The sequence below is a fragment of the Blattabacterium cuenoti genome, assembly GCF_014252095.1.
GTDB lineage: Bacteria > Bacteroidota > Bacteroidia > Flavobacteriales > Blattabacteriaceae > Blattabacterium > Blattabacterium cuenoti_F.
Genome location: NZ_CP059210.1, coordinates 204,052 through 224,268 on the forward strand (window position 1 = coordinate 204,052; position 20,217 = coordinate 224,268).

At 27.9% G+C, this 20,217-nt stretch carries 21 protein-coding genes and 1 tRNA gene; 9 read left to right on the plus strand and 13 right to left on the minus strand.

The window, feature by feature from the left end; genetic code table 11:
• Position 1: 1 nt before the first annotated feature.
• Positions 2-2,653 carry a valine--tRNA ligase gene (locus H0H45_RS00945; protein WP_185866743.1) on the minus strand — a complete coding sequence of 884 codons (2,652 nt, stop codon included), beginning with the start codon at positions 2,651-2,653 and terminating at the stop codon, positions 2-4.
• 22 nt (positions 2,654-2,675) lie between these two features.
• Here H0H45_RS00945 and H0H45_RS00950 point away from each other — a divergent pair, with 22 nt between their 5' ends.
• A complete protein-coding gene (locus tag H0H45_RS00950) occupies positions 2,676-3,185 on the plus strand; it encodes a dihydrofolate reductase (RefSeq protein ID WP_185866744.1) in 510 nt (169 codons plus the stop codon).
• Between the two features lie 4 nt (positions 3,186-3,189).
• Here H0H45_RS00950 and H0H45_RS00955 read toward each other — a convergent pair whose 3' ends face one another.
• Entirely contained in the window at positions 3,190-3,813 is a 624-nt protein-coding gene (locus tag H0H45_RS00955; RefSeq protein WP_185866745.1) for a bifunctional nuclease family protein, read from the minus strand.
• Between the two features lie 186 nt (positions 3,814-3,999).
• Here H0H45_RS00955 and H0H45_RS00960 point away from each other — a divergent pair, with 186 nt between their 5' ends.
• Together H0H45_RS00960 and H0H45_RS00965 are read left to right on the plus strand one after the other, a co-directional pair.
• Positions 4,000-4,668, plus strand: coding sequence for a hypothetical protein (locus H0H45_RS00960; protein WP_185866746.1), 669 nt, complete (start codon positions 4,000-4,002; stop codon positions 4,666-4,668).
• A gap of 101 nt (positions 4,669-4,769) precedes the next feature.
• Positions 4,770-5,750 carry a pyruvate dehydrogenase complex E1 component subunit beta gene (locus H0H45_RS00965; RefSeq protein WP_185866863.1) on the plus strand — a complete coding sequence of 327 codons (981 nt, stop codon included), beginning with the start codon at positions 4,770-4,772 and terminating at the stop codon, positions 5,748-5,750.
• On the opposite strand, the gene metF is transcribed toward H0H45_RS00965, so the two are convergent.
• Both metF and serS read right to left on the minus strand, forming a co-directional pair.
• Entirely contained in the window at positions 5,751-6,710 is a 960-nt protein-coding gene (metF, locus tag H0H45_RS00970) for a methylenetetrahydrofolate reductase [NAD(P)H] (RefSeq protein WP_185866747.1), read from the minus strand.
• 4 nt (positions 6,711-6,714) lie between these two features.
• Complete coding sequence (serS, locus tag H0H45_RS00975) at positions 6,715-7,989, minus strand: serine--tRNA ligase (RefSeq protein WP_185866748.1); 1,275 nt, start codon at positions 7,987-7,989, stop codon at positions 6,715-6,717.
• 68 nt (positions 7,990-8,057) lie between these two features.
• On the opposite strand from serS, the gene rsmA reads away from it, so the two are divergent.
• From rsmA to H0H45_RS00990, 3 genes are read left to right on the plus strand one after another with little or no spacing between them, the layout of a single operon-like run.
• Positions 8,058-8,831 (plus strand): 16S rRNA (adenine(1518)-N(6)/adenine(1519)-N(6))-dimethyltransferase RsmA, encoded by a 774-nt coding sequence (gene rsmA, locus H0H45_RS00980; protein ID WP_185866749.1) that lies wholly within the window; start codon positions 8,058-8,060, stop codon positions 8,829-8,831.
• Positions 8,828-9,727, plus strand: a complete 900-nt coding sequence (locus tag H0H45_RS00985; RefSeq protein WP_185866750.1) for a bifunctional 5,10-methylenetetrahydrofolate dehydrogenase/5,10-methenyltetrahydrofolate cyclohydrolase — start codon at positions 8,828-8,830, stop codon at positions 9,725-9,727. Before rsmA ends, H0H45_RS00985 begins: the two co-directional genes overlap by 4 nt.
• Positions 9,693-10,310 carry a 7-carboxy-7-deazaguanine synthase QueE gene (locus tag H0H45_RS00990; protein WP_185866751.1) on the plus strand — a complete coding sequence of 206 codons (618 nt, stop codon included), beginning with the start codon at positions 9,693-9,695 and terminating at the stop codon, positions 10,308-10,310. The genes H0H45_RS00985 and H0H45_RS00990 overlap by 35 nt, the downstream gene beginning before the upstream one ends.
• 3 nt (positions 10,311-10,313) lie before the next feature.
• Here the strand turns inward: H0H45_RS00990 and hisIE are convergent, their stop codons facing one another.
• Genes hisIE through hisG form a run of 8 tightly spaced genes read right to left on the minus strand, consistent with a single transcriptional unit; the run spans position 10,314 to position 17,484 of the window.
• A complete protein-coding gene (gene hisIE / locus H0H45_RS00995; RefSeq protein WP_185866752.1) occupies positions 10,314-10,925 on the minus strand; it encodes a bifunctional phosphoribosyl-AMP cyclohydrolase/phosphoribosyl-ATP diphosphatase HisIE in 612 nt (203 codons plus the stop codon).
• A gap of 14 nt (positions 10,926-10,939) precedes the next feature.
• Positions 10,940-11,701 (minus strand): imidazole glycerol phosphate synthase subunit HisF, encoded by a 762-nt coding sequence (hisF, locus tag H0H45_RS01000; RefSeq protein ID WP_185866753.1) that lies wholly within the window; start codon positions 11,699-11,701, stop codon positions 10,940-10,942.
• A gap of 8 nt (positions 11,702-11,709) precedes the next feature.
• On the minus strand, positions 11,710-12,435 hold the full coding sequence (hisA, locus tag H0H45_RS01005; RefSeq protein ID WP_185866754.1) for a 1-(5-phosphoribosyl)-5-[(5-phosphoribosylamino)methylideneamino]imidazole-4-carboxamide isomerase: 726 nt from the start codon (positions 12,433-12,435) through the stop codon (positions 11,710-11,712).
• A 20-nt stretch (positions 12,436-12,455) separates the two neighbouring features.
• Positions 12,456-13,046: an imidazole glycerol phosphate synthase subunit HisH gene (gene hisH / locus H0H45_RS01010; protein WP_185866755.1), complete on the minus strand. Its 591-nt coding sequence runs from the start codon at positions 13,044-13,046 to the stop codon at positions 12,456-12,458.
• 21 nt (positions 13,047-13,067) lie between these two features.
• Entirely contained in the window at positions 13,068-14,207 is a 1,140-nt protein-coding gene (hisB, locus tag H0H45_RS01015; RefSeq protein WP_185866756.1) for a bifunctional histidinol-phosphatase/imidazoleglycerol-phosphate dehydratase HisB, read from the minus strand.
• Positions 14,208-14,217: 10 nt separating this feature from the next.
• The gene (hisC, locus tag H0H45_RS01020) at positions 14,218-15,312 is read right to left on the minus strand and encodes a histidinol-phosphate transaminase (protein WP_185866757.1); all 1,095 of its coding nucleotides are present in this window, start codon (positions 15,310-15,312) and stop codon (positions 14,218-14,220) included.
• Between the two features lie 9 nt (positions 15,313-15,321).
• Positions 15,322-16,614, minus strand: a complete 1,293-nt coding sequence (gene hisD, locus H0H45_RS01025; RefSeq protein WP_185866758.1) for a histidinol dehydrogenase — start codon at positions 16,612-16,614, stop codon at positions 15,322-15,324.
• A 12-nt stretch (positions 16,615-16,626) separates the two neighbouring features.
• Positions 16,627-17,484, minus strand: coding sequence for an ATP phosphoribosyltransferase (hisG, locus tag H0H45_RS01030; protein ID WP_185866759.1), 858 nt, complete (start codon positions 17,482-17,484; stop codon positions 16,627-16,629).
• Between the two features lie 189 nt (positions 17,485-17,673).
• Between hisG and H0H45_RS01035 the strand changes: the two genes are divergently transcribed.
• The gene (locus H0H45_RS01035) at positions 17,674-18,447 is read left to right on the plus strand and encodes an exodeoxyribonuclease III (protein ID WP_185866760.1); all 774 of its coding nucleotides are present in this window, start codon (positions 17,674-17,676) and stop codon (positions 18,445-18,447) included.
• Here the strand turns inward: H0H45_RS01035 and H0H45_RS01040 are convergent.
• Positions 18,440-18,512: transfer RNA gene (locus H0H45_RS01040), tRNA-Lys, on the minus strand. The genes H0H45_RS01035 and H0H45_RS01040 overlap by 8 nt on opposite strands.
• A gap of 48 nt (positions 18,513-18,560) precedes the next feature.
• Between H0H45_RS01040 and H0H45_RS01045 the strand changes: the two genes are divergently transcribed.
• Together H0H45_RS01045 and tilS are read left to right on the plus strand one after the other, a co-directional pair.
• Positions 18,561-19,079: a shikimate kinase gene (locus H0H45_RS01045; protein WP_185866761.1), complete on the plus strand. Its 519-nt coding sequence runs from the start codon at positions 18,561-18,563 to the stop codon at positions 19,077-19,079.
• Positions 19,076-20,217: tRNA lysidine(34) synthetase TilS (tilS, locus tag H0H45_RS01050; RefSeq protein WP_185866864.1), on the plus strand; the 1,142-nt coding region annotated here is incomplete at its 3' end. The genes H0H45_RS01045 and tilS, both read left to right, overlap by 4 nt.

Consider the following 20,217-nt stretch of genomic DNA (forward strand, 5'->3'; position numbering starts at 1 on the left):
TCTAATCTAAATTTTTATTTTTTCTTTTTAAGAATTCTTCAAGATGAACTATTTTTTTCAAAGTATCACTTTCTTTCTTTTTTTCCTTTAAAAGGATTTCTTTTGGAACAGATTTCACATATTTATTGTTGGATAAATTCTTCCGGATCATAGATAATAAATTATAAAAATATTGAATTTTTTTTTCAATTTGAATAAGATCTATTTTATTAGAAGAATACTTTCTATCTAAATAAAGAAAATATTTATCCGTTCCTAAAAAAAAGGAAAAAAATTGTTCTTTTTTAGGTTTTTTTAAAACATGAATGATTTGAGATAAATTTGCTAATTTTAATATTATAGAATGGTATTCTTTCTCTATTCCTTCTTTCATGTAAAAGAAAACTAAACTTTTTTTATAAGGAATATTCATTTTATTTCTTATAGAACGTATTTGAGATATAATTTGAACTGCCTTTTCAAAAGAAACTAAAATTTTCTGATTATAGGATTTTTTTTTAGGCCAAGAAGAAATAATTAAAGCTTCTTCTCTTGTTCTTTTTTGAAGAAGACTCCAAATTTCTTCGGAAAGAAAAGGCATATATGGATGTAATAGTTTTAACACATTCTCAAACCACTTAATTGTATTTGAATAGACTGGTTTCGATATCCCTTTTCCAAAAACAGGTTTAATAATTTCAAGAAACCAAGAACAAAAATCATTCCAAATTAACTTATATAAAATCATCAATGATTCATCAAATTTATATTGATGAAAATTTTTTTCAAAAATTTCTAAAACATGATAAAAACGATTTTCAAACCATCTAATAGCCTTTTTAGATGCTTCAGGAAAATCTTTATTTTTTTCTTCTATTTTCCAACTTTTTATCAAACGAAAAGCATTCCATATCTTATTAGAAAAATTTCTTCCTAGTAAACAGATATTTTCCTCAAAATGAAAATCTTTTCCTGCACTAGCTCTTAGCATAATCCCCATACGAACAGCATCTGCTCCATATTTTTCAATTAAATCTACAGGATTTGGAGAATTATTTAGAGATTTAGATATTTTCTGATTTTTATCATCTCTTACTATTCCAGTAAAAAAAACCCTTTTAAATGGTTTTTGTTTTCTGAAAAAAAAACCAGCCATAATCATACGCGAAACCCAAAAAAACAAGATATCTGAACCTGTAACTAAATCTTCAGTAGGATAGTAATAAGATATTTCTCGATTATGAGGATGAATAATTCCATCAAAAACAGACATAGGTAAGATCCAGGAAGAAAACCATGTATCTAAAACATCTGATTCTTGTCTAATTTCATTTTCCTTTAAATGAGGATCATGACTCTTAATTTTCGCTTTTATTAAGGCTTGTTCCAAATTTTCTGCTACTACAAAATCATTTTTTGAATTTCCATAATAATAAACTGGGATACGATGTCCCCACCACAATTGTCTAGATATATTCCAATCACGAATTTTATCCATCCACTGAAAATAAATTTTTTTAAATTTACTTGGATAAAATTGGATTTCTCCATTTTTAACTGCTTCTACAGCAGGAATAGACATTTTTTTCATCTTTAGAAACCATTGAAGAGACAATTTTTGTTCTACTACGGTTTTTGTTCTTTCTGAGAATCCAATTTTTTGATTAAAGTTATCTACCTTAGACAAAACTTCTAAGCTAGATAACTCTTTGATTATATTTTTCCTCACTTCAAAACGATCCATTCCTTGATAATGAAGACATTTTTCATTGAGAGTTGCATCCTCATTGAAAATGTCAATTATCTCTAAATGATATGTATCAGCAATAGCTTTATCATTGATGTCATGAGCTGGAGTGATTTTTAAACATCCTGATCCAAAAGATGGATCTACGTATGAATCTTGAATAATAGGTATCAATCGATTGATTATTGGGATTCTTGCGTATTTTCCCTTTAAATGAAAATAACGATTGTCATCTGGATGGAAACAAATAGCTGTATCCCCAAACATGGTTTCAGGACGAGTCGTAGCAATAGTCACAAAATATTTTTCCCCTTCTATTGGATATTTTATATAAAAAAGTTTTCCTTTTTGTTCTCGATAGAAGACTTCTTCATCCGAAATAGTCGTTTTAGCTTCTGGATCCCAATTTACTACACGATAACCCCTGTATATATATCCCTGATTATATAAATCTATAAAAACTTCTGTAACAGATTTGGATAATTTATTGTTCATAGTAAATTGAACACGGTTCCAATCACAAGAACACCCCAATTTTTTTAGTTGATTTAAAATAATGTTCTTATGTTTTTCAGACCATTCCGAAACATGTGATAAAAATTTCTCTCTTCCTATAAGAATTTTAGACAATCCTTTTTCCTTTAATTGATGAACTACTTTTGCTTCTGTGGCAATAGAAGCATGATCCATCCCAGGAATCCAACAAGGATTGTATCCTTTCATTCTTGCATATCTAATCAATATGTCCTGTATAGTATTATTCAAAATATGTCCAATATGAAGAACTCCAGTAATATTAGGAGGCGGCATCAAAATTGTATAAGGGGCCTTCTTTCCCGGTAAAGAAAAAAAGTAATTTTCATTCATCCAATGATGATAGATTCTTTTTTCTACAGATTTTGGATCATATTTAATTGGAATATCCATAAATTTAAAAATATAAAAAAAAATGAAAATTATACTAATTTCTGCTATTTCTAGCAATGGCTTTATAGGAAAAAATAATCAATTAATGTGGCATTTACCAAATGATTTAAAACGTTTCAAAAATATGACTTTTGGAGAAACCATTCTGATGGGTCGGAAAACTTTTGAATCCATTGGGAAAATTCTTCCAGGAAGAAGAAATATTATACTCACAAAAAAAAATAAAATACATTTTTTTTCCTCGAATAAGACTAATCCTTGCGGAACTTTTGAAGTTTATTCTTCTTTGAAACAAGTTTATGACTTAAATTATAAAAAAATATTTGTGATAGGAGGAGAAGAAATCTATACTTCTACTATAGATAAAGCTCATATCATAGAATTAACTGTAATTCACAAAAAATTTTACGGAGATGCAAAATTTCCAAAAATTTCTCTTAGGAAGTGGAAAAAAAAATATGAATTTTTTCATGAAAAAGATAAACATCATTTATATAATTACAGTTTTATACAATATGAAAGAAAAGACTAATTATTTATTCTCTTCTATCTAGTTCTTTTTTGATCCTGGCCGCCAGTTCGTAACATTCATTTACAACTGCATGATTTAATAAAACGTTCAGATCTCTTTCTGTCATTTTTTCTAAATCTTTTTGACTGTTTTCTTTTTTAAAAGAAAGTTGAACAGAATTTTCAATCCCTCCTTCTGAAGAGGTCTCATTTTCTTTATTTTCGATAGGAAATCCATTTTCAAAATAAATTCCAGCCTTATCAAATATTTCTTTTGTAGTATAAATGGGAGCTTGAAATCGCACAGCTAAAGCTACCGCATCGGATGTTTTGGAATCTATTTTATGTTCTTTATTTTCTCCTTCAAACAGGATATAAGAAAAAAATATTCCATTGAGTAATTTATATATAACAACTGCTTTTAACTTTATATGAAATGCTTTCGAAAAAGTGATAAATAGATCATGTGTAAAAGATCTAGATGGATCTCTTTTTCCTAGAGCATAAGCAATAGATTGAGCCTGCAAACTCTCTATGATAATAGGAAGTTTTATTCTTCCAGATTCTTCTTCCAGTAATAAAACATATATTCCAGATTGTATTTGACTTAAGGAGATTCCACGTATAGCTAATCTGATAAGTTGTTCCATAGAATAGAAAAAATATATATCACCAAATATACTAAATTTGGAAGTAAATTTTATGGATTTTAAAAATAGGAATATATAAAATTCTTTGTAAAAATTGTTGCTAGATGTAATAATTTTTTTTATATATTTAAGATTCAAGAATCCTAATCGTATACTGTAACTATGCAACTATTTAAAATTTTTATTATGAATACTTCTATTAGATTTCTAATTCCAACAATTTTTCTATCGTTAGGAGTTTTTCTCGTCTCCTGTAATGATGAGATCACTTCTGTTGATGAATCTGTAAATAAAAAAAAAACAGAAGATTCCCCTTTTATTCCTCCTCCTACAGGTCCTTCTTTTGCTAGCTCTAATCCAATAACTCCGACCCCCCCCGCACCCACTCCTCAGAAGCCTCATTTTATTCCTACTGATCCTCCTTCTAATGGAGATAAACCTTCTTCTTCGGTTTCTACTGCTCATTTTTATTCCGAAGATTTGTCTAAAAGAATAAAAGAGATCGGTGAAAAAATAGAAAGATTAGAAAAAGAAAGCGAGTTTCATCATCATGACTTCTATCAGATGGTTGGGGTACAAAAAGGATTATTGAATGAAGTGAAAAGAAAAAAAACGGTCATGAAATCTAAACCTTATGGTTCAGCAGAACACATACAAGCTCGAAAAGAATTTGAAGATCAAAAACAATTAGGAAAAGAAAGATTAAAAATACTTAAAGAAAAAAATTTATTTTTGAGTCAACTAACTAAATCTATAACAGAGGCTAAAAATGAACAACTTGCTCTTCAAAAAATGCAAGAAGATTTCCTTCAAAAAAAAAATAATTTAACTAACACAGAGGAAAAAAAGAACTGATTGATTGATTATATCAAATTAAAAAACGGAAAAGCGAAGATATTAGATTAGGCTTCCTTTTCCGTTATTATTTTATAACAGTTGAGAACTTTTACATTATGATGAAAGAAAAAACTTTTCGTGAAGTCCTAGCAGAAGCTATGAGTGAAGAAATGAGAAGAGATAAGGCGGTCTACCTTATGGGAGAAGAAGTGGCTCAATATAATGGAGCTTATAAAGCTTCCAAAGGAATGCTTGAAGAATTTGGCCCAAAAAGAGTTATCGATACACCTATATCAGAATTAGGATTTTCTGGAATAGGAGTAGGTTCTGCCATGAACGGATGCAGACCTATTATTGAATTTATGACTTTTAATTTCTCTTTAGTCGCCATGGACCAAATTATTAATAATGCGGCAAAAATCCGTTATATGAGTGGGGGGCAATGGAATATTCCTATTGTTTTTAGAGGTCCTACTGGATCTGCTGGACAATTAGGAGCTACGCATTCTCAATCTTTTGAAAGTTGGTATGCTAGTTGTCCTGGATTAAAAGTAGTAATTCCATGTAATCCATATGATGCTAAAGGACTTTTAAAATCCGCTATAAGAGATAACAATCCCGTAATTTTTATGGAATCTGAACAAATGTATGGGGATAAAATGATGATTCCAGAAGAAGAATATATTCTTCCTATTGGAAAAGCTGAAGTAAAAAAAGAAGGAACAGATATTAGTTTAGTTTCTTTTGGAAAGATAATGAAAATGGCCTTAAACATTGCCAATAAATTAGATCGAGAAAACATCAGTGTAGAAGTCATAGATATTCGGACTATTCGTCCGTTAGATTATGAGTCTATACTTTTTTCTGTGAAAAAAACTAATCGTTTAGTGATTTTAGAGGAATCCTGGCCTTTTTCTTCAATAGCTTCTGAAGTCTCTTATGTTATACAAAAAAAAGCGTTTGACTACTTGGATGCGCCTATCAGTAGAATTACTCTACTTGATACTCCTGCACCTTATTCTTCTAATTTAATTAAAGCTTGGTTTCCAAATGAAGAAAAAATAATAAAGACTATAAAAGAAACCCTTTACATTATCTAATTAATACACAGCTTGAACTATCTGATAAATATTTTCTGGTTTGTCCATGGTGTAATAATGGATCACTTCAACTCCAGAATCTTTTAGTTCTTTAGATTGTTGGATCGCCCATTCAATTCCAATATGAGAAACCATTTTTTTATCTTTTACTTTTTCAATTTCTTTCACTAATTCATGAGGAATATTTAAATAAAAACGAGAAGGAAGACTATTTAACTGTTTTTTAGAAGAAATTGGTTTAATTCCAGGTATGATAGGTACATCCACTCCTTCTGATCTACATTTTTTTACAAAAGAAAAGTATTTTTTATTATCAAAAAACATTTGAGTGACAATATAATTAGCTCCTGCTTCCACTTTTTTCTTTAAAAAAAACAAATCACTTTCCATATTTGGCGCTTCTAAATGTTTTTCTGGATATCCAGCTATTCCAATACAAAAATCAAATAATGGAGAATCTTTTTGTTCGAAAGTATTATCAAGGTACTTCCCCATGTTCAAGTTTTGAACTTGTTCAACCAATTCTACAGCATATTGATGACCGTTTTTTTTCGAAAAAAAACTCTTTTCAGATTTTAAAGGATCTCCTCGAAGAACTAAAACATTGTCTATTCCTAAAAAATTTAGATCTATTAAAGCATTTTCCGTCATTTGTCTATTGAATCCACCACAAATGAGGTGTGGAACCGCATCTATTCCATATTTATTCATAATAGCCGCACAAATTCCTACAGTTCCTGGACGTCTTGAAATAGTTTTTCTTTGTAAAAGTCCATTTTCTTTTTCTACATAAATAAATTCCTCACGATGATATGTGACATCAATAAAAGGAGGATTAAATTCCATTAGAGGATCTAATGTAGAAAAAATATCTTTGATGTCATGTCCTCTTAAAGGAGGTAGTATTTCAAAAGAAAATAAACTCTTTTTAGCTTTAGCTATATGATCAGTTACTTTCATTTTTTTATTTAATATTATCAAATCCTGTATAAGGAACTAAGACCTTAGGAATATTAATTTGATTGACTGTTTGATTATTTTCTAATAAAGCTGCCATAATCCTTGGTAAAGCCAAAGCACTTCCATTAAGAGTATGACATAATTCTATTTTTCCTGTCATGTTTTTGTATCTAAGATTTAATCTATTAGATTGAAAATTAGTACAATTAGAAATTGAACTAACTTCTAACCATTTTTTTTGTGCCATAGAATACACTTCAAAATCATAAGTTATTGCAGAAGCAAATCCTAAATCTTTTCCGATTAAACGAATCAGACGAAATGGTAATTCTAAAGATTTCAAAATGTTTTGAACGTGTAAAATCATTTCCTCTAAATAATAAAAAGAAGTATCAGAAGTAGTAATTTGAATAACTTCTACTTTTTCGAATTGATGCAGTCTATTTAATCCTCGTACTTTAGATCCATAAGATCCAGCTTCTCTTCTAAAACAAGATGTATACGTAGTGGCTTTTATAGGTAAGTCTCTATAATTTAATAGATTATTTCTATAACAGTTCATAAGAGGAATTTCTCCAGTTGGAATAAGATAAAAATTATCTTTTTCTATAAAATACATTTGACCTTCTTTATCCGGAATTTGGCCTGTAGAATAGCCTGATATTTCATTAATAAGATAAGGAAAACTGTACTCCTTATAAGAAGCTTGTATATTTTTATCTAAGAAATATTGAATTAAACTTCTTTGCAGTTTAGCGCCTCTTCCAATATATACTGGAAATCCAGATCCACATATTTTTGCTCCTAAATATAAATCAAATAACTGAAATTTTTTTGCTAACTCCCAATGAGGAAGAGCATTTTCAATTTTTATTGAATCAGGAGGTGCTTCTTGAAAAAGAAAATCGTCTTTTTCTAAATTCTTTTTTACTATTTCATCAGGAATATTAGGAATTTGATCTAATTTTTTTTCTAAATTTTGAATAATATTTTTTAATTGAATACGAAGATTTTTTTTTTTCTTTTTTAAAGAAGAAGATTCATCTTTTAAAGATTTTATTAGAAATTTTTTTCCATTTTTATCACCTATAATATGGCTTATTTCTTTGGAAATTTTATTTTCATTCTCTGAGATTTTATTGATCTCATATTGTATTTGTTTCTTCCTATTATCTAAGATGAGGATCTCATCTATTAAGTTTCTTTTTTCAAATTTTCTTTTTTCTAGTCCTGATAAAATTTTTTCCCTGTTTTTACGTATGAAAGAGACTTGAAGCATAGAGAAAATTAAAATCGTATTTCTAAGTCTTCACAAGATACAAATAATATATTTTCTATCTTTGCATAATGCGTGAATCTTTTTTTCATAAAAAATTTGATCAATACTTTTTAAAAGACAAAAATATAGCTAAGAAAATTGTCAAGAATCTTTCTTATAAAAATTATAATACTGTAGTTGAAATAGGTCCAGGATTAGGAATATTGACTCGTTATTTATTAACTCCATGGAACAAACTATTTTTAATAGAAATTGATAAAAAATTAATCCTGTTTTTAAGAAAAAATTTTTCAGTTTCTAAAAATCAAATCATACATAAAGATTTTTTACAATGGAATCCTGAAGAAATGAATCTAACAAATTTCGCAATAATTGGAAATTTTCCTTATAGAATTTCTTCTCAAATTTTATTTCATATATTAAAATATAATCAATATATCCCAGAATGTATTGGGATGTTTCAAAAAGAAGTAGCAGAACGTATCACATCTCATGAAGGAAATAAAACCTATGGAATTTTATCTGTTCTCGTACAAACATTTTATGAAGTGAAATATCTGTTTACAGTAAATAAACATGTTTTTTTTCCTATTCCAAATGTAAAATCTGCCGTAATTTCCTTAAAGAAAAAAGAAAGAAAAATTTTCTGTAATAAGGATCTTTTATTTCAATGTGTAAAAATAGCTTTTAATCAAAGAAGGAAAACATTAAAAAATGCTTTACAATATTTTATTAAAGAAATACCAAATTATTATAACCTCCCATTCTTAAATAAAAGAGCAGAACAATTATCTGTAAAAGATTTTCTTCAATTAACAAAAGAAATAGAAAATAGAAAATGACTCAATTATTAAATGGAAATAAATTAGCTCTCGATATAAGAAAAGAAATTTCCGATGAAATAGAAAAAAGCATACGAAATAAAAAAAAGAGACTTCCTCATCTTGGAATCATTTTATTAGGAACTAATCCTTCCAGTTTAACCTATGTCAACAGCAAAATAAAAGAATGCAAAAATATCGGAATAGAATCTTCATTAATCCATTTGCCAAATGATAGTTCAGAAAAAGAATTATTAAAAGAAATTCAAAAAATGAATAAAAATCCGTTAATAGATGGTTTTATAGTTCAATTACCTCTTCAAAAACATATCAATTCAGATAAAATAATCATGTCTATTAATCCAATAAAAGATGTAGATGGATTTCATCCAGAAAACTTTGGAAAAATGTCTTTGGATATGAAGGCTTTTTTTCCTGCAACAGCACTAGGTATATTAACTATTTTAGAGAGATATAAAATAGAAATATCTGGAAAACATACTGTCGTTATTGGAAGAAGTCGTATAGTCGGAAGACCTATAAGTATTTTAATGAGTAGAAAAAAATATCTTGGAAATAGCACGGTAACACTTACTCATAGTCATACTCCAAATATAGATTACTATACAAAACAAGCAGATATCATTATAACGGCGGTAGGGCGTCCTGGTTTTTTAACAGGTAAAATGATTAAAGAAGGAGCTATAGTTATAGATGTCGGGATAACTAAAGTAAGAAATGGAAAAAAATCTTTTTTAAAAGGAGATGTTGATTTCAATAGTGTTTATGGAAAAGCTTCTTATCTAACTCCTGTTCCAGGTGGTGTAGGCCCTATGACACGCATTATGCTTATCAAAAACACTTTAATAGCAGCATTAAATAATGAAAAAAATAAATCACGTTTCTTTTCCTGTTAAAGAAACCTTTTATTCTATACAAGGAGAAGGTTTTTTTTCTGGAATAGCCGCCTATTTTATTCGTTTTGAAGGATGCAATATCCAATGTGATTGGTGTGATACAAAAAGTAGTTGGAAAATAGAAAAAAAGGATTTTTTAACAGTTCCTAAAATCATTAATAATATCAGTGAGAAAGTAAAAACTATTGTTATTACTGGTGGAGAACCTCTGATGTGGAATTTAACTCCTTTAACCAGTCTTCTTAAAAAAAAAGGATATCGCATTCATGTTGAAACTTCTGGATCTTATCCTATTCATGAAAAAGATATAGATTGGATTACCATTTCTCCTAAAAAGAAAAAACGTCCTTTGAAAGAAAATTACAAAAAAATGAATGAATTAAAAATGATTATTTGTAACGAAAGCGATTTTTCTTTTGCCGAAGAACAAGCTTTTTATGCTAAAAAATCCAATTGTGTATTATGTTTACAACCTGAATGGAAAAACAACATTAAAATACTTCCAAAAATAATTTCTTATATAAAAAATCATCCTAAATGGAAAATATCTCTTCAAATTCATAAAATATTAAATATTCCTTAATAGTTAATAGTTTTTACTTTCATGTCTTTTTTCTAAAAGATTTATCACGTTATGGATAGTCACCCCTTTATTATATAAAAGAAGAATATAATGAAATAACAAATCCGCAGATTCATTCAAAAAAAGACTTCGATTATCATCTTTAGATTCAATAATCATTTCAACAGCTTCTTCTCCTAATTTTTGAGATATTTTATTAATACCTTTTTTGAATAATTTAACCACATAAGAATTTTCATTTTTTTGATGGACTCTATTAGAAATTATATTTTCCAAATGAAATAAAAAATTCGTTTTATTCATTTCTTTCCAACAGGTATCCGTTCCTTTATGGCAAATAGGACCTGTAGGTTCTGCTTTAATCAATAATGTATCTCTATCACAATCAATCAATATATTTTTGATGAAAAGATAATTTTTACTAACTTCCCCTTTTGTCCACAGTCTTTTTTTAGACCTACTATAAAAAGTCACTTTTTTTTCTTCAATACTTTTTTTATACGCCTCTTGATTCATGTAACCAAGCATTAAAACTTTATTAGTTTTGTTATCTTGAATAATAACAGGAATCAAATCGTCTTTGAAATTTATTTTTTTGATTGGAACATACTTCATTTTTTAATTTTAATTTATTTGTTAATTCTAACGGGAATATTATGATAATTTAAATAACATTTTAACTCAGGAATTTCTATTTCTTTATAATGAAAAATACTGGCCGCTAGAGCTGCATCCGCTTTTCCACTTTTAAATACTTGATAAAAATCTTCTAATTTCCCAGCACCACCTGAGGCTATAATAGGGATAGAAAGTTTTTCAGAAATTTTTTTAGTGATATCTAAAGCAAATCCGTTTTTTGTTCCGTCATGATTCATAGAGGTTAATAATATCTCTCCCGCTCCAAGATTAGCCCCTTCTTTAGCCCAATCTAAAGCTTTTTTCCTGGTAGAAACTCTTCCCCCATTTAAATAGACCCTCCATTCATTTTCTTCATATTTTGCATCAATTGCTAAAACTATACATTGACTTCCAAATCTTCTGGAAAGAATTTCTAAAATCTTTGGTTTTTTAAAAGCTTCAGTATTAATAGATATCTTATCCGCTCCTGCGTTGAGTAATAATTCAACGTCTTTTTCTTCCTTTATTCCTCCTCCTACTGTAAAAGGAATATTTATATGACGAGAAATTTCTCTAACTAAACTGGAGAAAGTCTTACGTTTTTCATTTGTTGCTGTGATATCCAAAAAAATTAATTCATCAGCACCTTGTTTCGTGTACCAACTACCCAATTTTATGGGATCTCCAGCATCTTTTAGTTTTTTAAAATTCACTCCTTTTACAGTTCTCCCATTGTTTATATCTAAACAAGGTATAATACGTTTAACTAACATAAATAATTTTATTTATCTTCCTTCCAATTTCCAAGTTCTGATAACGATATTTTATTTTCATATATAGCCTTTCCGATAATAACTCCATAACAGCCTAAATCGTCTAATTTTTTTAGATCCTTTATATTCCTTACTCCTCCACTTGCAATAAATTCAATATCGGGAAATCTTTGAAGAATTTCCTCATATAAAGAAAAAGAAGGACCTGAAAGGTTTCCATCTTTATATATATCCGTACAAAAAATTTTTCTCGCCCCATGACTTTTTTTTTCTTTTAAGAAATCCCAGAAAGGAATTTCATACAATTTAGTCCATCCATTAACAGCTATCTTATTGTCTCTAACATCCACTCCAAGAAGGATTTTTTCACTTCCATAAATATGGATCCATTTTTTAAAAAGAAATGGATTTTTTACCGCAATACTCCCAACTGTAGCCATGCTACCTCCATTTTCAAATACAATGCGTACATCTTCATCTGTATGAATCCCCCCTCCAAAATCAATAATTAAATGTGTAAATTTTGCTATCCTTTCCAAAATTTTCCAATGAATAACTTTTCCTTTTTTTGCCCCATCTAAATCTACTAGATGTAATCTAGATATTCCATGATCTTCTAGTAAAAAAGCCACATCTAACGGATCTTTATTATAAATTTTTTTTCTTTTATAGTCTCCCTGTATCAAACGAACACATTGTCCATCAATAAGATCTATAGCTGCTATAATCTGCATTCTATGAGTAATTTATATTATTATAATCGAATAAAGTTTTCCAATATTTTATGTCCTATATAAGAAGATTTCTCTGGATGAAATTGTACGGCGTAAAAGTTTTTTTTTTGTATTGCAGAACTATATGGAATGATATAATCTGTTTTAGCTACAGTATCCTTTCCTAAAGGAGCATAATAACTATGAACAAAATATTGATAACTTCCATCTGGAATCTTTTCAAATAAAGGTCCTTTGAGATTGTGAATGGTATTCCAACCAATTTGAGGAATTTTATTATTTTTATTTTCTGAATGAAATTTTTTGACAAATAAATCAAAAATCCCTATGCATGTAGTGTTACTTTCTTCTGAATACTTGCAAAGTAATTGCATTCCCAAACATATTCCTAGTACAGGTTGTTCTAATTTAGATAGAAGAATATCTAATTTTTTTTCTCTCAAATATTTCATAGAAAAATTAGCTTCTCCTACTCCAGGTAGGATGACTTTTTCCGCATTTTGAATAGATTTTTTAGAATCGGTCACAATAGCTTCTACTCCTATTCTTTCCAAAGAAAAAAGAACAGATTGTACATTTCCAGCAGGATATTTTACAATAATTGTTTTCATAATTTTTTCATTAAAAAATTTTTACAACATTCCTTTAGAACTAGGCAGCTGATTGGTAATATTTTTTTTTATCGCCATTTTAAGAGCTTTAGCAAAAGCTTTAAAAATGGATTCTATCTTATGATGATCATTTTTTCCAATAGCGTGAACATAAAGATTGCATCTTGCAGAAGAGGAAAAAGATTGAAAGAAATGAATAAACATTTCCGTAGGAACTTCCCCTATTTTTTCTCGAATAAATTTCGTCTTCCAAGTTAATTGACTTCTACCTCCAAGATCTAATGCTACTGTAGCCAAACTGTCATCCATGGGAAGAGAAAAAAAACCATAACGTTCTATTCCTCTTTTATCTATGGATTGATGAAAAATTTCTCCTAAAGTAATTGCTGTATCTTCAATGGTATGATGTTCGTCCACCTCAAGATCTCCTATTGTATGAATATTTAGATCAATAAGACTGTGAAAAGCCATTTGTTCCAAAAGATGATCTAAAAATCCTAATCCTGTTTGTATTTTCGCTTTTCCTTCTCCATAAAGTTGAATAGTTATTTTTACGTTTGTTTCTAATGTTTTTCGTTTATGTTGAAAAATTCTTTTAGAAGATGAATATTTTAAATATTCATAAATCCTTTCCCAACTATCAGTTTCTAATGCGATGATCTTTTTCAAGGATTTTTTTTCTATAGATAAGTTTTTTTCTTCTACAAAAAAATTAGGATTTATCCATATAGATTTACATCCTAAATTTTTAGCTAGCAAAACATCAGTTAATCTATCTCCAATCACAAAGGATTTTTCAAGATTGTAACCCGGATGAAAATAAGAAGTAAGCATTCCTATTCCAGGTTTTCTTGTAGGAGAGTTTTCTTCTGGAACAGTTCTATCTATATGAACAGAAGAAAAATGAATCCCTTCCGTCTTTAATATTTTTAGAATATGATTATGTATAGGCCAAAAATTTTTTTCAGGAAACTTATCCGTTCCTAATCCATCTTGATTGGTTACCATCACAAAATCATAATTTAATTCGTAAGCTATTTTCGTTAAAAAAAATATAACCCTTGGGTAAAAATTCACCTTTTCCAGAGAATCAATTTGATAAGTAGGTGGGGATTCTTTGATGATGGTTCCATCTCTATCAATAAATAATATTCTTTTCATTATCCTTTTTTTATCCTGAGATATTTAAATTTTCAGAGTATTCTTTGATTTTACTTATCAAATACTCATTTTCTTCATGAGTCCCTATTGTGATTCTTAAACATTCATTACAAAAAATAATTTTTGAACGATCTCTAACTACAATATTTTTTTCTATTAAATATTTATAAAGGTTTTTTGATGAAAAAGGAACTTTAACTAGTAAAAAATTGGAAGAACTAGGATAAACTTTTTGTATAATGGAAATTTTATTTAGAGCCTTCTCCATATATTTTCTTTCTGAAAGAATATTTTTTAAAGAGTAAAAAAATAGATCTTTATTATCAAGTGCCTGAATAGCTATTTTTTGAGAAATTTTACTAATATTATAGGGAGATTTAATTTTATTCATCCATTGAATAATCTTTTCAGAAGTAATAGCTATTCCTATTCTTAACCCAGCCAATCCCCAAGATTTAGAGAGCGTTTGCAAAACGATTAAATTCGGATATTTCTCTATTTCTAGAGAAAAAGATTTTTGATCTGAAAAATCTATATAAGCTTCATCCAAAACGACGATTCCTGTAAATTTATTTATAATATTTTGAATATCTTTTTTTTTCAAATCATTTCCAGTAGGATTATTCGGAGAACAAATAAAAATTATTTTGCTATATCGATTAATTCTATTTTCTATTTTTTTCAAATTTAATTGATATTCTTCTTCAGTTAAAAAAACTTTCACTACATCTACTCCATGAATTTTTCCACTTACTTCATACATTCCATAAGTAGGAGGACAAATGATAGAATGATCTACTTTTGGACGAGAAAAAATACGATAAATTAAATCAATAATTTCATCACTTCCATTTCCCAAAAATATTTTAGATGAAGGAATATTTTTAACCTCTGATATTTTTCTTTTTAATTCTTTCTGTAATGGATCTGGATATCTATTATATGAATTAGAAAAAGATAAAGGAGCTCCAAAAGAGTTTTCATTCGCATCTAAAAAAATGGAATTTTTTCCTTGATCGTATTCTTCTCGAGCAGATAAGTAAGGATCTACATTCAGAATATTTTCTCTAATTAAAGATTTTAAATCAAAATGGTTACTAGTCATGATGTTTTTTCATTCATTTTTTAATCGAATATCAATAGATTTTTTATGTGCTATTAAACCTTCTGTCAAAGAGAGTCTTCCAATACATTCTGATAAACTACGTAATCCTTTTTTGGTAATTTTTTGAAAAGTTATTTTTTTGATAAAACTATCTACAGATACTCCACTATAAGATTTTGCATATCCATAAGTAGGAAGCACATGATTTGTTCCAGAGGCATAATCTCCTACACTAACTGGAGAATAATTTCCAAGAAATACAGATCCAGCATTTTTTATTTTATCCCCCCAATAAGAAGCATTATGGCAATTAATGATTAAATGTTCTGGAGCCACTTGATTAATCAAATGAATGCTTTCATCTAAAGATGAAAGAACAACCATTTTGCACCTTTCCAAAGATTTTTTCATAATATTTTGTCTAGTAGAAAAACCAGTTAATTGTTTTTTTAATTCTTTTTTTATTTTTTCCATCCAGGATATACTTATGGTAATTAAAAGAATGTAACTTTCTGGATCATGTTCTGATTGAGAAATCAAATCAGAAGCAACATATTCTGGATTTGCTGTTTCATCGGCTAAAATAACAACTTCTGAAGGTCCAGCTGGCATATCTATAGAAACTATTCCTGTTTTTGCAACAATTTGTTTAGCTAGTGTAACATAGGAATTTCCTGGACCAAATATTTTATAAACAGAAGAAACACTTTCAGTTCCATATGCCATAGCTGCAATAGCTTGAGCTCCTCCTATTTTATAGATTCGTTTTATTCCTATATACTTAGCTGTATATAAAATAGCTGGATGGATTTTTCCATTTTTATTTGGAGGAGAGCACAAAATAATATCTTCGCAACCAGCTAAATTACTAGGAACACCTAGCATTAACACAGTAGATACTAAAGGGGCCGTTCCTCCAGGGATATATAAACCGACTTTTTCTATAGGAACAGATTTTCTCCAACAAATAACCCCTGGAGAGACCTCTATTTTTGATTCCTTATGGATTTGTTTTTTATGAAAAGATTGGATGTTTTCATATGCTACTTTAATAGATTTTTTCAAACCATCTGAAATTTTTTTACTGGATTCAGTTATTTCTTCTTCCGAAATTTGAATATGTTTTAAATTCACATGATCATATTTTCTTGTATAGCTTTTTAAGGCTATATCTCCGTATATTTTCACATTATTTATAATAGGAAAAACAAGATCATTCAATCTAGAAACATTTCGTATAGATCTTTTTATAATAGAATTCCATGTTTTAAATGGGGGATGTATATACACTTGAATGTCCATAAATAATATCTGTTAAAGTATAATTTTTTCTATGGGAAGTACTAATATATCTTGCGCTCCAAGCGCTTTTAAATTTTCTACAATTCCCCAAAAATCATTTTCATTTACTACAGAATGTACAGAACTACATTCTGAATTTGCTAATGGAAGAATAGCTGGACTTTTGATTCCTGGAAGATAAGATATTATTTTTTCTAATCGTTCATTAGGGACATTTAAAAGAATATATTTATTATTTTTAGCTTTTTTTACAGCTCGTATTCTAAATAGAAGTTTATCCATGATAATGTTTTGTGGGGATCCCAAATGAAGATGAGAGGCTAAAACAGCTTCAGATTGAAGGATTGTTTCTACTTCTTTTAATCCATTCATAAAAAGTGTAGAACCACTACTCACTAAATCACAAATACAATCTGCTAATCCTATTCCAGGAGCAATTTCTACTGCTCCAGATATTTCGTGAATTTCCGCTTTTATATATTTTTTTTCGAAAAATTCTTTAACTAAAAAAGGATAACTAGTTGCAATTTTTTTTCCGTTTAAATCATTTATATCACTATAAATTATAGATTTAGGAACTGCTATGGAAAGTCTACATTTTCCAAATCCCAAAGTTTCTTTGATTTTTATTTTTTTTCTCTTCTCTAAAAGAACATTTTTTCCTACAATTCCTATATCCGCTACTCCATCTTCTAAATATTGAGGAATATCATCATCTCGTAGGAAAAGAATTTCCAACGGGAAATTAAGAGCTGTTGTCTTTAATTTATCTATACCAATATTAATTTCAATGCTGCAATCTTTAAGCAACTTTATGGAGTCTTCATAAAGACGACCTGATTTTTGAATAGCTATTTTAAGTTTATCCATATAAAAAATAATAAAAGCTTACTTCTTGTAAGCTTTTTATTTTAGTAATCTTTATAGATTTAATGCATTACAGCAAATATAAAAAACTATTTTGAATATTCTTTAACCTTTTTGAAACTCTATTGATTCATCATTTTGAAAATGATTTAGATGATTACTTTTAATTATTAATAAAATCTTTTTTTTTCTATGAAAATTATTAGTTATAATATTAATGGAATTAGATCTGGTATCAATAAAGGATTACTCCATTGGATTGAATCTTCTCAACCAGATGTTCTGTGTTTACAAGAAATAAAGGCATCTAAAGAACAAATTCAAACAAGTTTGTTTGATCATCTTGGTTATTTTCATTATTGGTTTCCTTCAACGAAAAAAAAAGGATATAGTGGAGTAGGGATTTTGTGCAAAGAAAAACCTTATCACATAGAATATGGAATAGGAATAGAATCCATTGATACAGAAGGTAGAGTTCTCCGTATTGATTTAAAAAAAATATCAGTGATAAGTCTTTATATTCCTTCTGGAAAACATCTAAGAAACAGATTAAATTTTAAATTCTATTTTATGGAGAATTTTTTTTCTCATATAAAAAAAATTCAAAAAAAATTCAAAAATCTTGTCATTTGTGGAGATTATAATATTTGTCATCATGAAATAGATATTCATGATCCTATACGAAATAGAAAAATTTCCGGTTTTTTACCAGAAGAAAGAAAATGGATGAGTGATTTTTTAAATTTAGGATTTATAGATAGTTTTAGAAACTATGTTAAAGAGGCTAATCATTATAGTTGGTGGAGTTATTATTCTCATGCAAAAAAGAAGAATAAAGGTTGGAGAATTGATTATGCTATGGTGAGTAGATCTTTAAAAGATAAAATGAATAAAGCTTATCTATTACCTGAAGTTCCATATTCAGATCATTGCCCAACTGTATTAGAAATAGAAAAAATGACCTGACTGGGATTCGAACCCAGGACCCTTACATTAAAAGTGTAATGCTCTACCAGCTGAGCTACCAGGTCTTCATAATTTCTTGTGAGCAAATATACTACAATAAATTTTATGTTTTTATGAAAGTTACTCTAATCGGATATATGGGAAGTGGAAAAACTTCTATAGGAAAAATTTTATCTAGAGAATTAAAATTGGATTTCTATGATTTAGATGCTCTCCTTGTAAAGGAACAAAAAGATTCTATTTATAATATTTTTCAAAAAAAAGGAGAAAATCATTTTAGAGAAATAGAACATTTAATGATTAAAAAATTTTTAAAAACACATCAAAAATATATTTTTTCTGTTGGTGGGGGGACCCCTTGTTATTATAATAATATGGATTTATTAAATAAATTTTCAAAAACTTTTTATCTAAAAACCCAGAGTTATATTTTATATCAAAGATTATATCAAGAAAAAAAAACTAGACCTTTAATAGCTCATTTATCTAAGAAGGAATTATTTCAATTTATCATTCAGCATTTATCCAAAAGAATCTTTTTTTACGAAAAATCTTCTAAAAAGATAGAGGTCAATGAAAAATCTGAATACAAAATAGTTGAAGAAATTATAAAACATTTAATAGAATTATGAATAATTTCTCATATGATCATTTTTTTTTAGATAAAATGAGGCAATCTTTTTCCTTAGTAGAAAAGAAAAAAATTTGTGTAGCTGTAAGTGGTGGATTAGATAGCATGGTTCTTTTAAATTTATTACTTCTTGTCCCCAACCTAACATTAGGAGTAGCTCATTGCAATTTTACTCTTAGAGATAAAGAATCTAATGAAGACGAAAATTTTGTGAAGAATTTTTGTGTAAAAAAACATATTTTATGTCACGTAAAAAGATTTAACACTTTGAATTTTTCAAAAAAAAATAAGTTTTCTATACAAATGGCAGCTAGAAAACTTAGATATGATTGGTTTGAGGATTTATTAGAAAAACATTCCTATGATCATATAGCATTAGGACATCATTTAAATGATTCAGTAGAAACTTTTTTTATCAATATAATGAGAGGAACCGGACTAAAAGGATTATTAGGGATTCCTAGAGAAAATAGAAAATTTATTCGTCCTCTTTCTAGTTTTACTAAAGGAGAAATTTTACACTATGCGAAAATGAGAAAAGTTAATTGGAGATTAGATCACAGTAATCAAGAAAAAAAATATTTAAGAAATAAAATACGTCTAATAACATCTACTTTTTCAGATTCCTTCTACAAAGGATTTAAAAAAAGTATAAAATATCTTCATCAAGAAAATTCAGTTATAGAGAGTGAGGTGAAAAAAATTAATAAAGAGATTACTCTAGAAAAAAAAGAAAATCCTTTTTTTTGGAAAATTGAATGCAAAAAAATTAAGGAATTACAAGCATTGTCTTTTTATTTATTCAAATTATTTTTTCCATATGGATTTTCTAATATAGATGATTTAAAAAACCTTCTTTATGCACAATCTGGAAAACAATTATTTTCAAAAAAATATAGAATTATCAAAAATAGAAATCATTGGATTTTGGTAAAAAATCAAAATCCTTCAAAAGAAATATATATGATATCGAATCTAAAAGATCATAAAAAAACATCTTTTCCCATTCATTTAAAATTTTTTTTGGATCCAAAAAAAATTTTAAATGAAAATATAAAAGAAACATCCTTCATAGATTTAGATAAAATTCAATTTCCTTTACAATTAAGAACATGGAGAAAAGGAGATTTTTTTTTTCC

Bases quoted from the DNA above. Each gene is read 5' to 3' on its own strand.
- hisA (WP_185866754.1), bottom strand. From the start codon at position 12,435: ATGCAGATTATAGCAGCTATAGATCTTATTGATGGACAATGTGTTCGT.
- rsmA (WP_185866749.1), top strand. From the start codon at position 8,058: ATGCGTGAATCTTTTTTTCATAAAAAATTTGATCAATACTTTTTAAAA.
- H0H45_RS00945 (WP_185866743.1), bottom strand. From the start codon at position 2,653: ATGGATATTCCAATTAAATATGATCCAAAATCTGTAGAAAAAAGAATC.
- hisD (WP_185866758.1), bottom strand. From the start codon at position 16,614: ATGGACATTCAAGTGTATATACATCCCCCATTTAAAACATGGAATTCT.
- hisF (WP_185866753.1), bottom strand. From the start codon at position 11,701: ATGTTAGTTAAACGTATTATACCTTGTTTAGATATAAACAATGGGAGA.
- hisIE (WP_185866752.1), bottom strand. From the start codon at position 10,925: ATGAAGTATGTTCCAATCAAAAAAATAAATTTCAAAGACGATTTGATT.
- H0H45_RS00950 (WP_185866744.1), top strand. From the start codon at position 2,676: ATGAAAATTATACTAATTTCTGCTATTTCTAGCAATGGCTTTATAGGA.
- H0H45_RS01045 (WP_185866761.1), top strand. From the start codon at position 18,561: ATGAAAGTTACTCTAATCGGATATATGGGAAGTGGAAAAACTTCTATA.
- H0H45_RS00965 (WP_185866863.1), top strand. From the start codon at position 4,770: ATGAAAGAAAAAACTTTTCGTGAAGTCCTAGCAGAAGCTATGAGTGAA.
- metF (WP_185866747.1), bottom strand. From the start codon at position 6,710: ATGAAAGTAACTGATCATATAGCTAAAGCTAAAAAGAGTTTATTTTCT.
- H0H45_RS01035 (WP_185866760.1), top strand. From the start codon at position 17,674: ATGAAAATTATTAGTTATAATATTAATGGAATTAGATCTGGTATCAAT.
- H0H45_RS00955 (WP_185866745.1), bottom strand. From the start codon at position 3,813: ATGGAACAACTTATCAGATTAGCTATACGTGGAATCTCCTTAAGTCAA.
- hisC (WP_185866757.1), bottom strand. From the start codon at position 15,312: ATGACTAGTAACCATTTTGATTTAAAATCTTTAATTAGAGAAAATATT.
- H0H45_RS00985 (WP_185866750.1), top strand. From the start codon at position 8,828: ATGACTCAATTATTAAATGGAAATAAATTAGCTCTCGATATAAGAAAA.
- hisG (WP_185866759.1), bottom strand. From the start codon at position 17,484: ATGGATAAACTTAAAATAGCTATTCAAAAATCAGGTCGTCTTTATGAA.
- hisB (WP_185866756.1), bottom strand. From the start codon at position 14,207: ATGAAAAGAATATTATTTATTGATAGAGATGGAACCATCATCAAAGAA.
- serS (WP_185866748.1), bottom strand. From the start codon at position 7,989: ATGCTTCAAGTCTCTTTCATACGTAAAAACAGGGAAAAAATTTTATCA.
- H0H45_RS00990 (WP_185866751.1), top strand. From the start codon at position 9,693: ATGAAAAAAATAAATCACGTTTCTTTTCCTGTTAAAGAAACCTTTTAT.
- hisH (WP_185866755.1), bottom strand. From the start codon at position 13,046: ATGAAAACAATTATTGTAAAATATCCTGCTGGAAATGTACAATCTGTT.
- H0H45_RS00960 (WP_185866746.1), top strand. From the start codon at position 4,000: ATGAATACTTCTATTAGATTTCTAATTCCAACAATTTTTCTATCGTTA.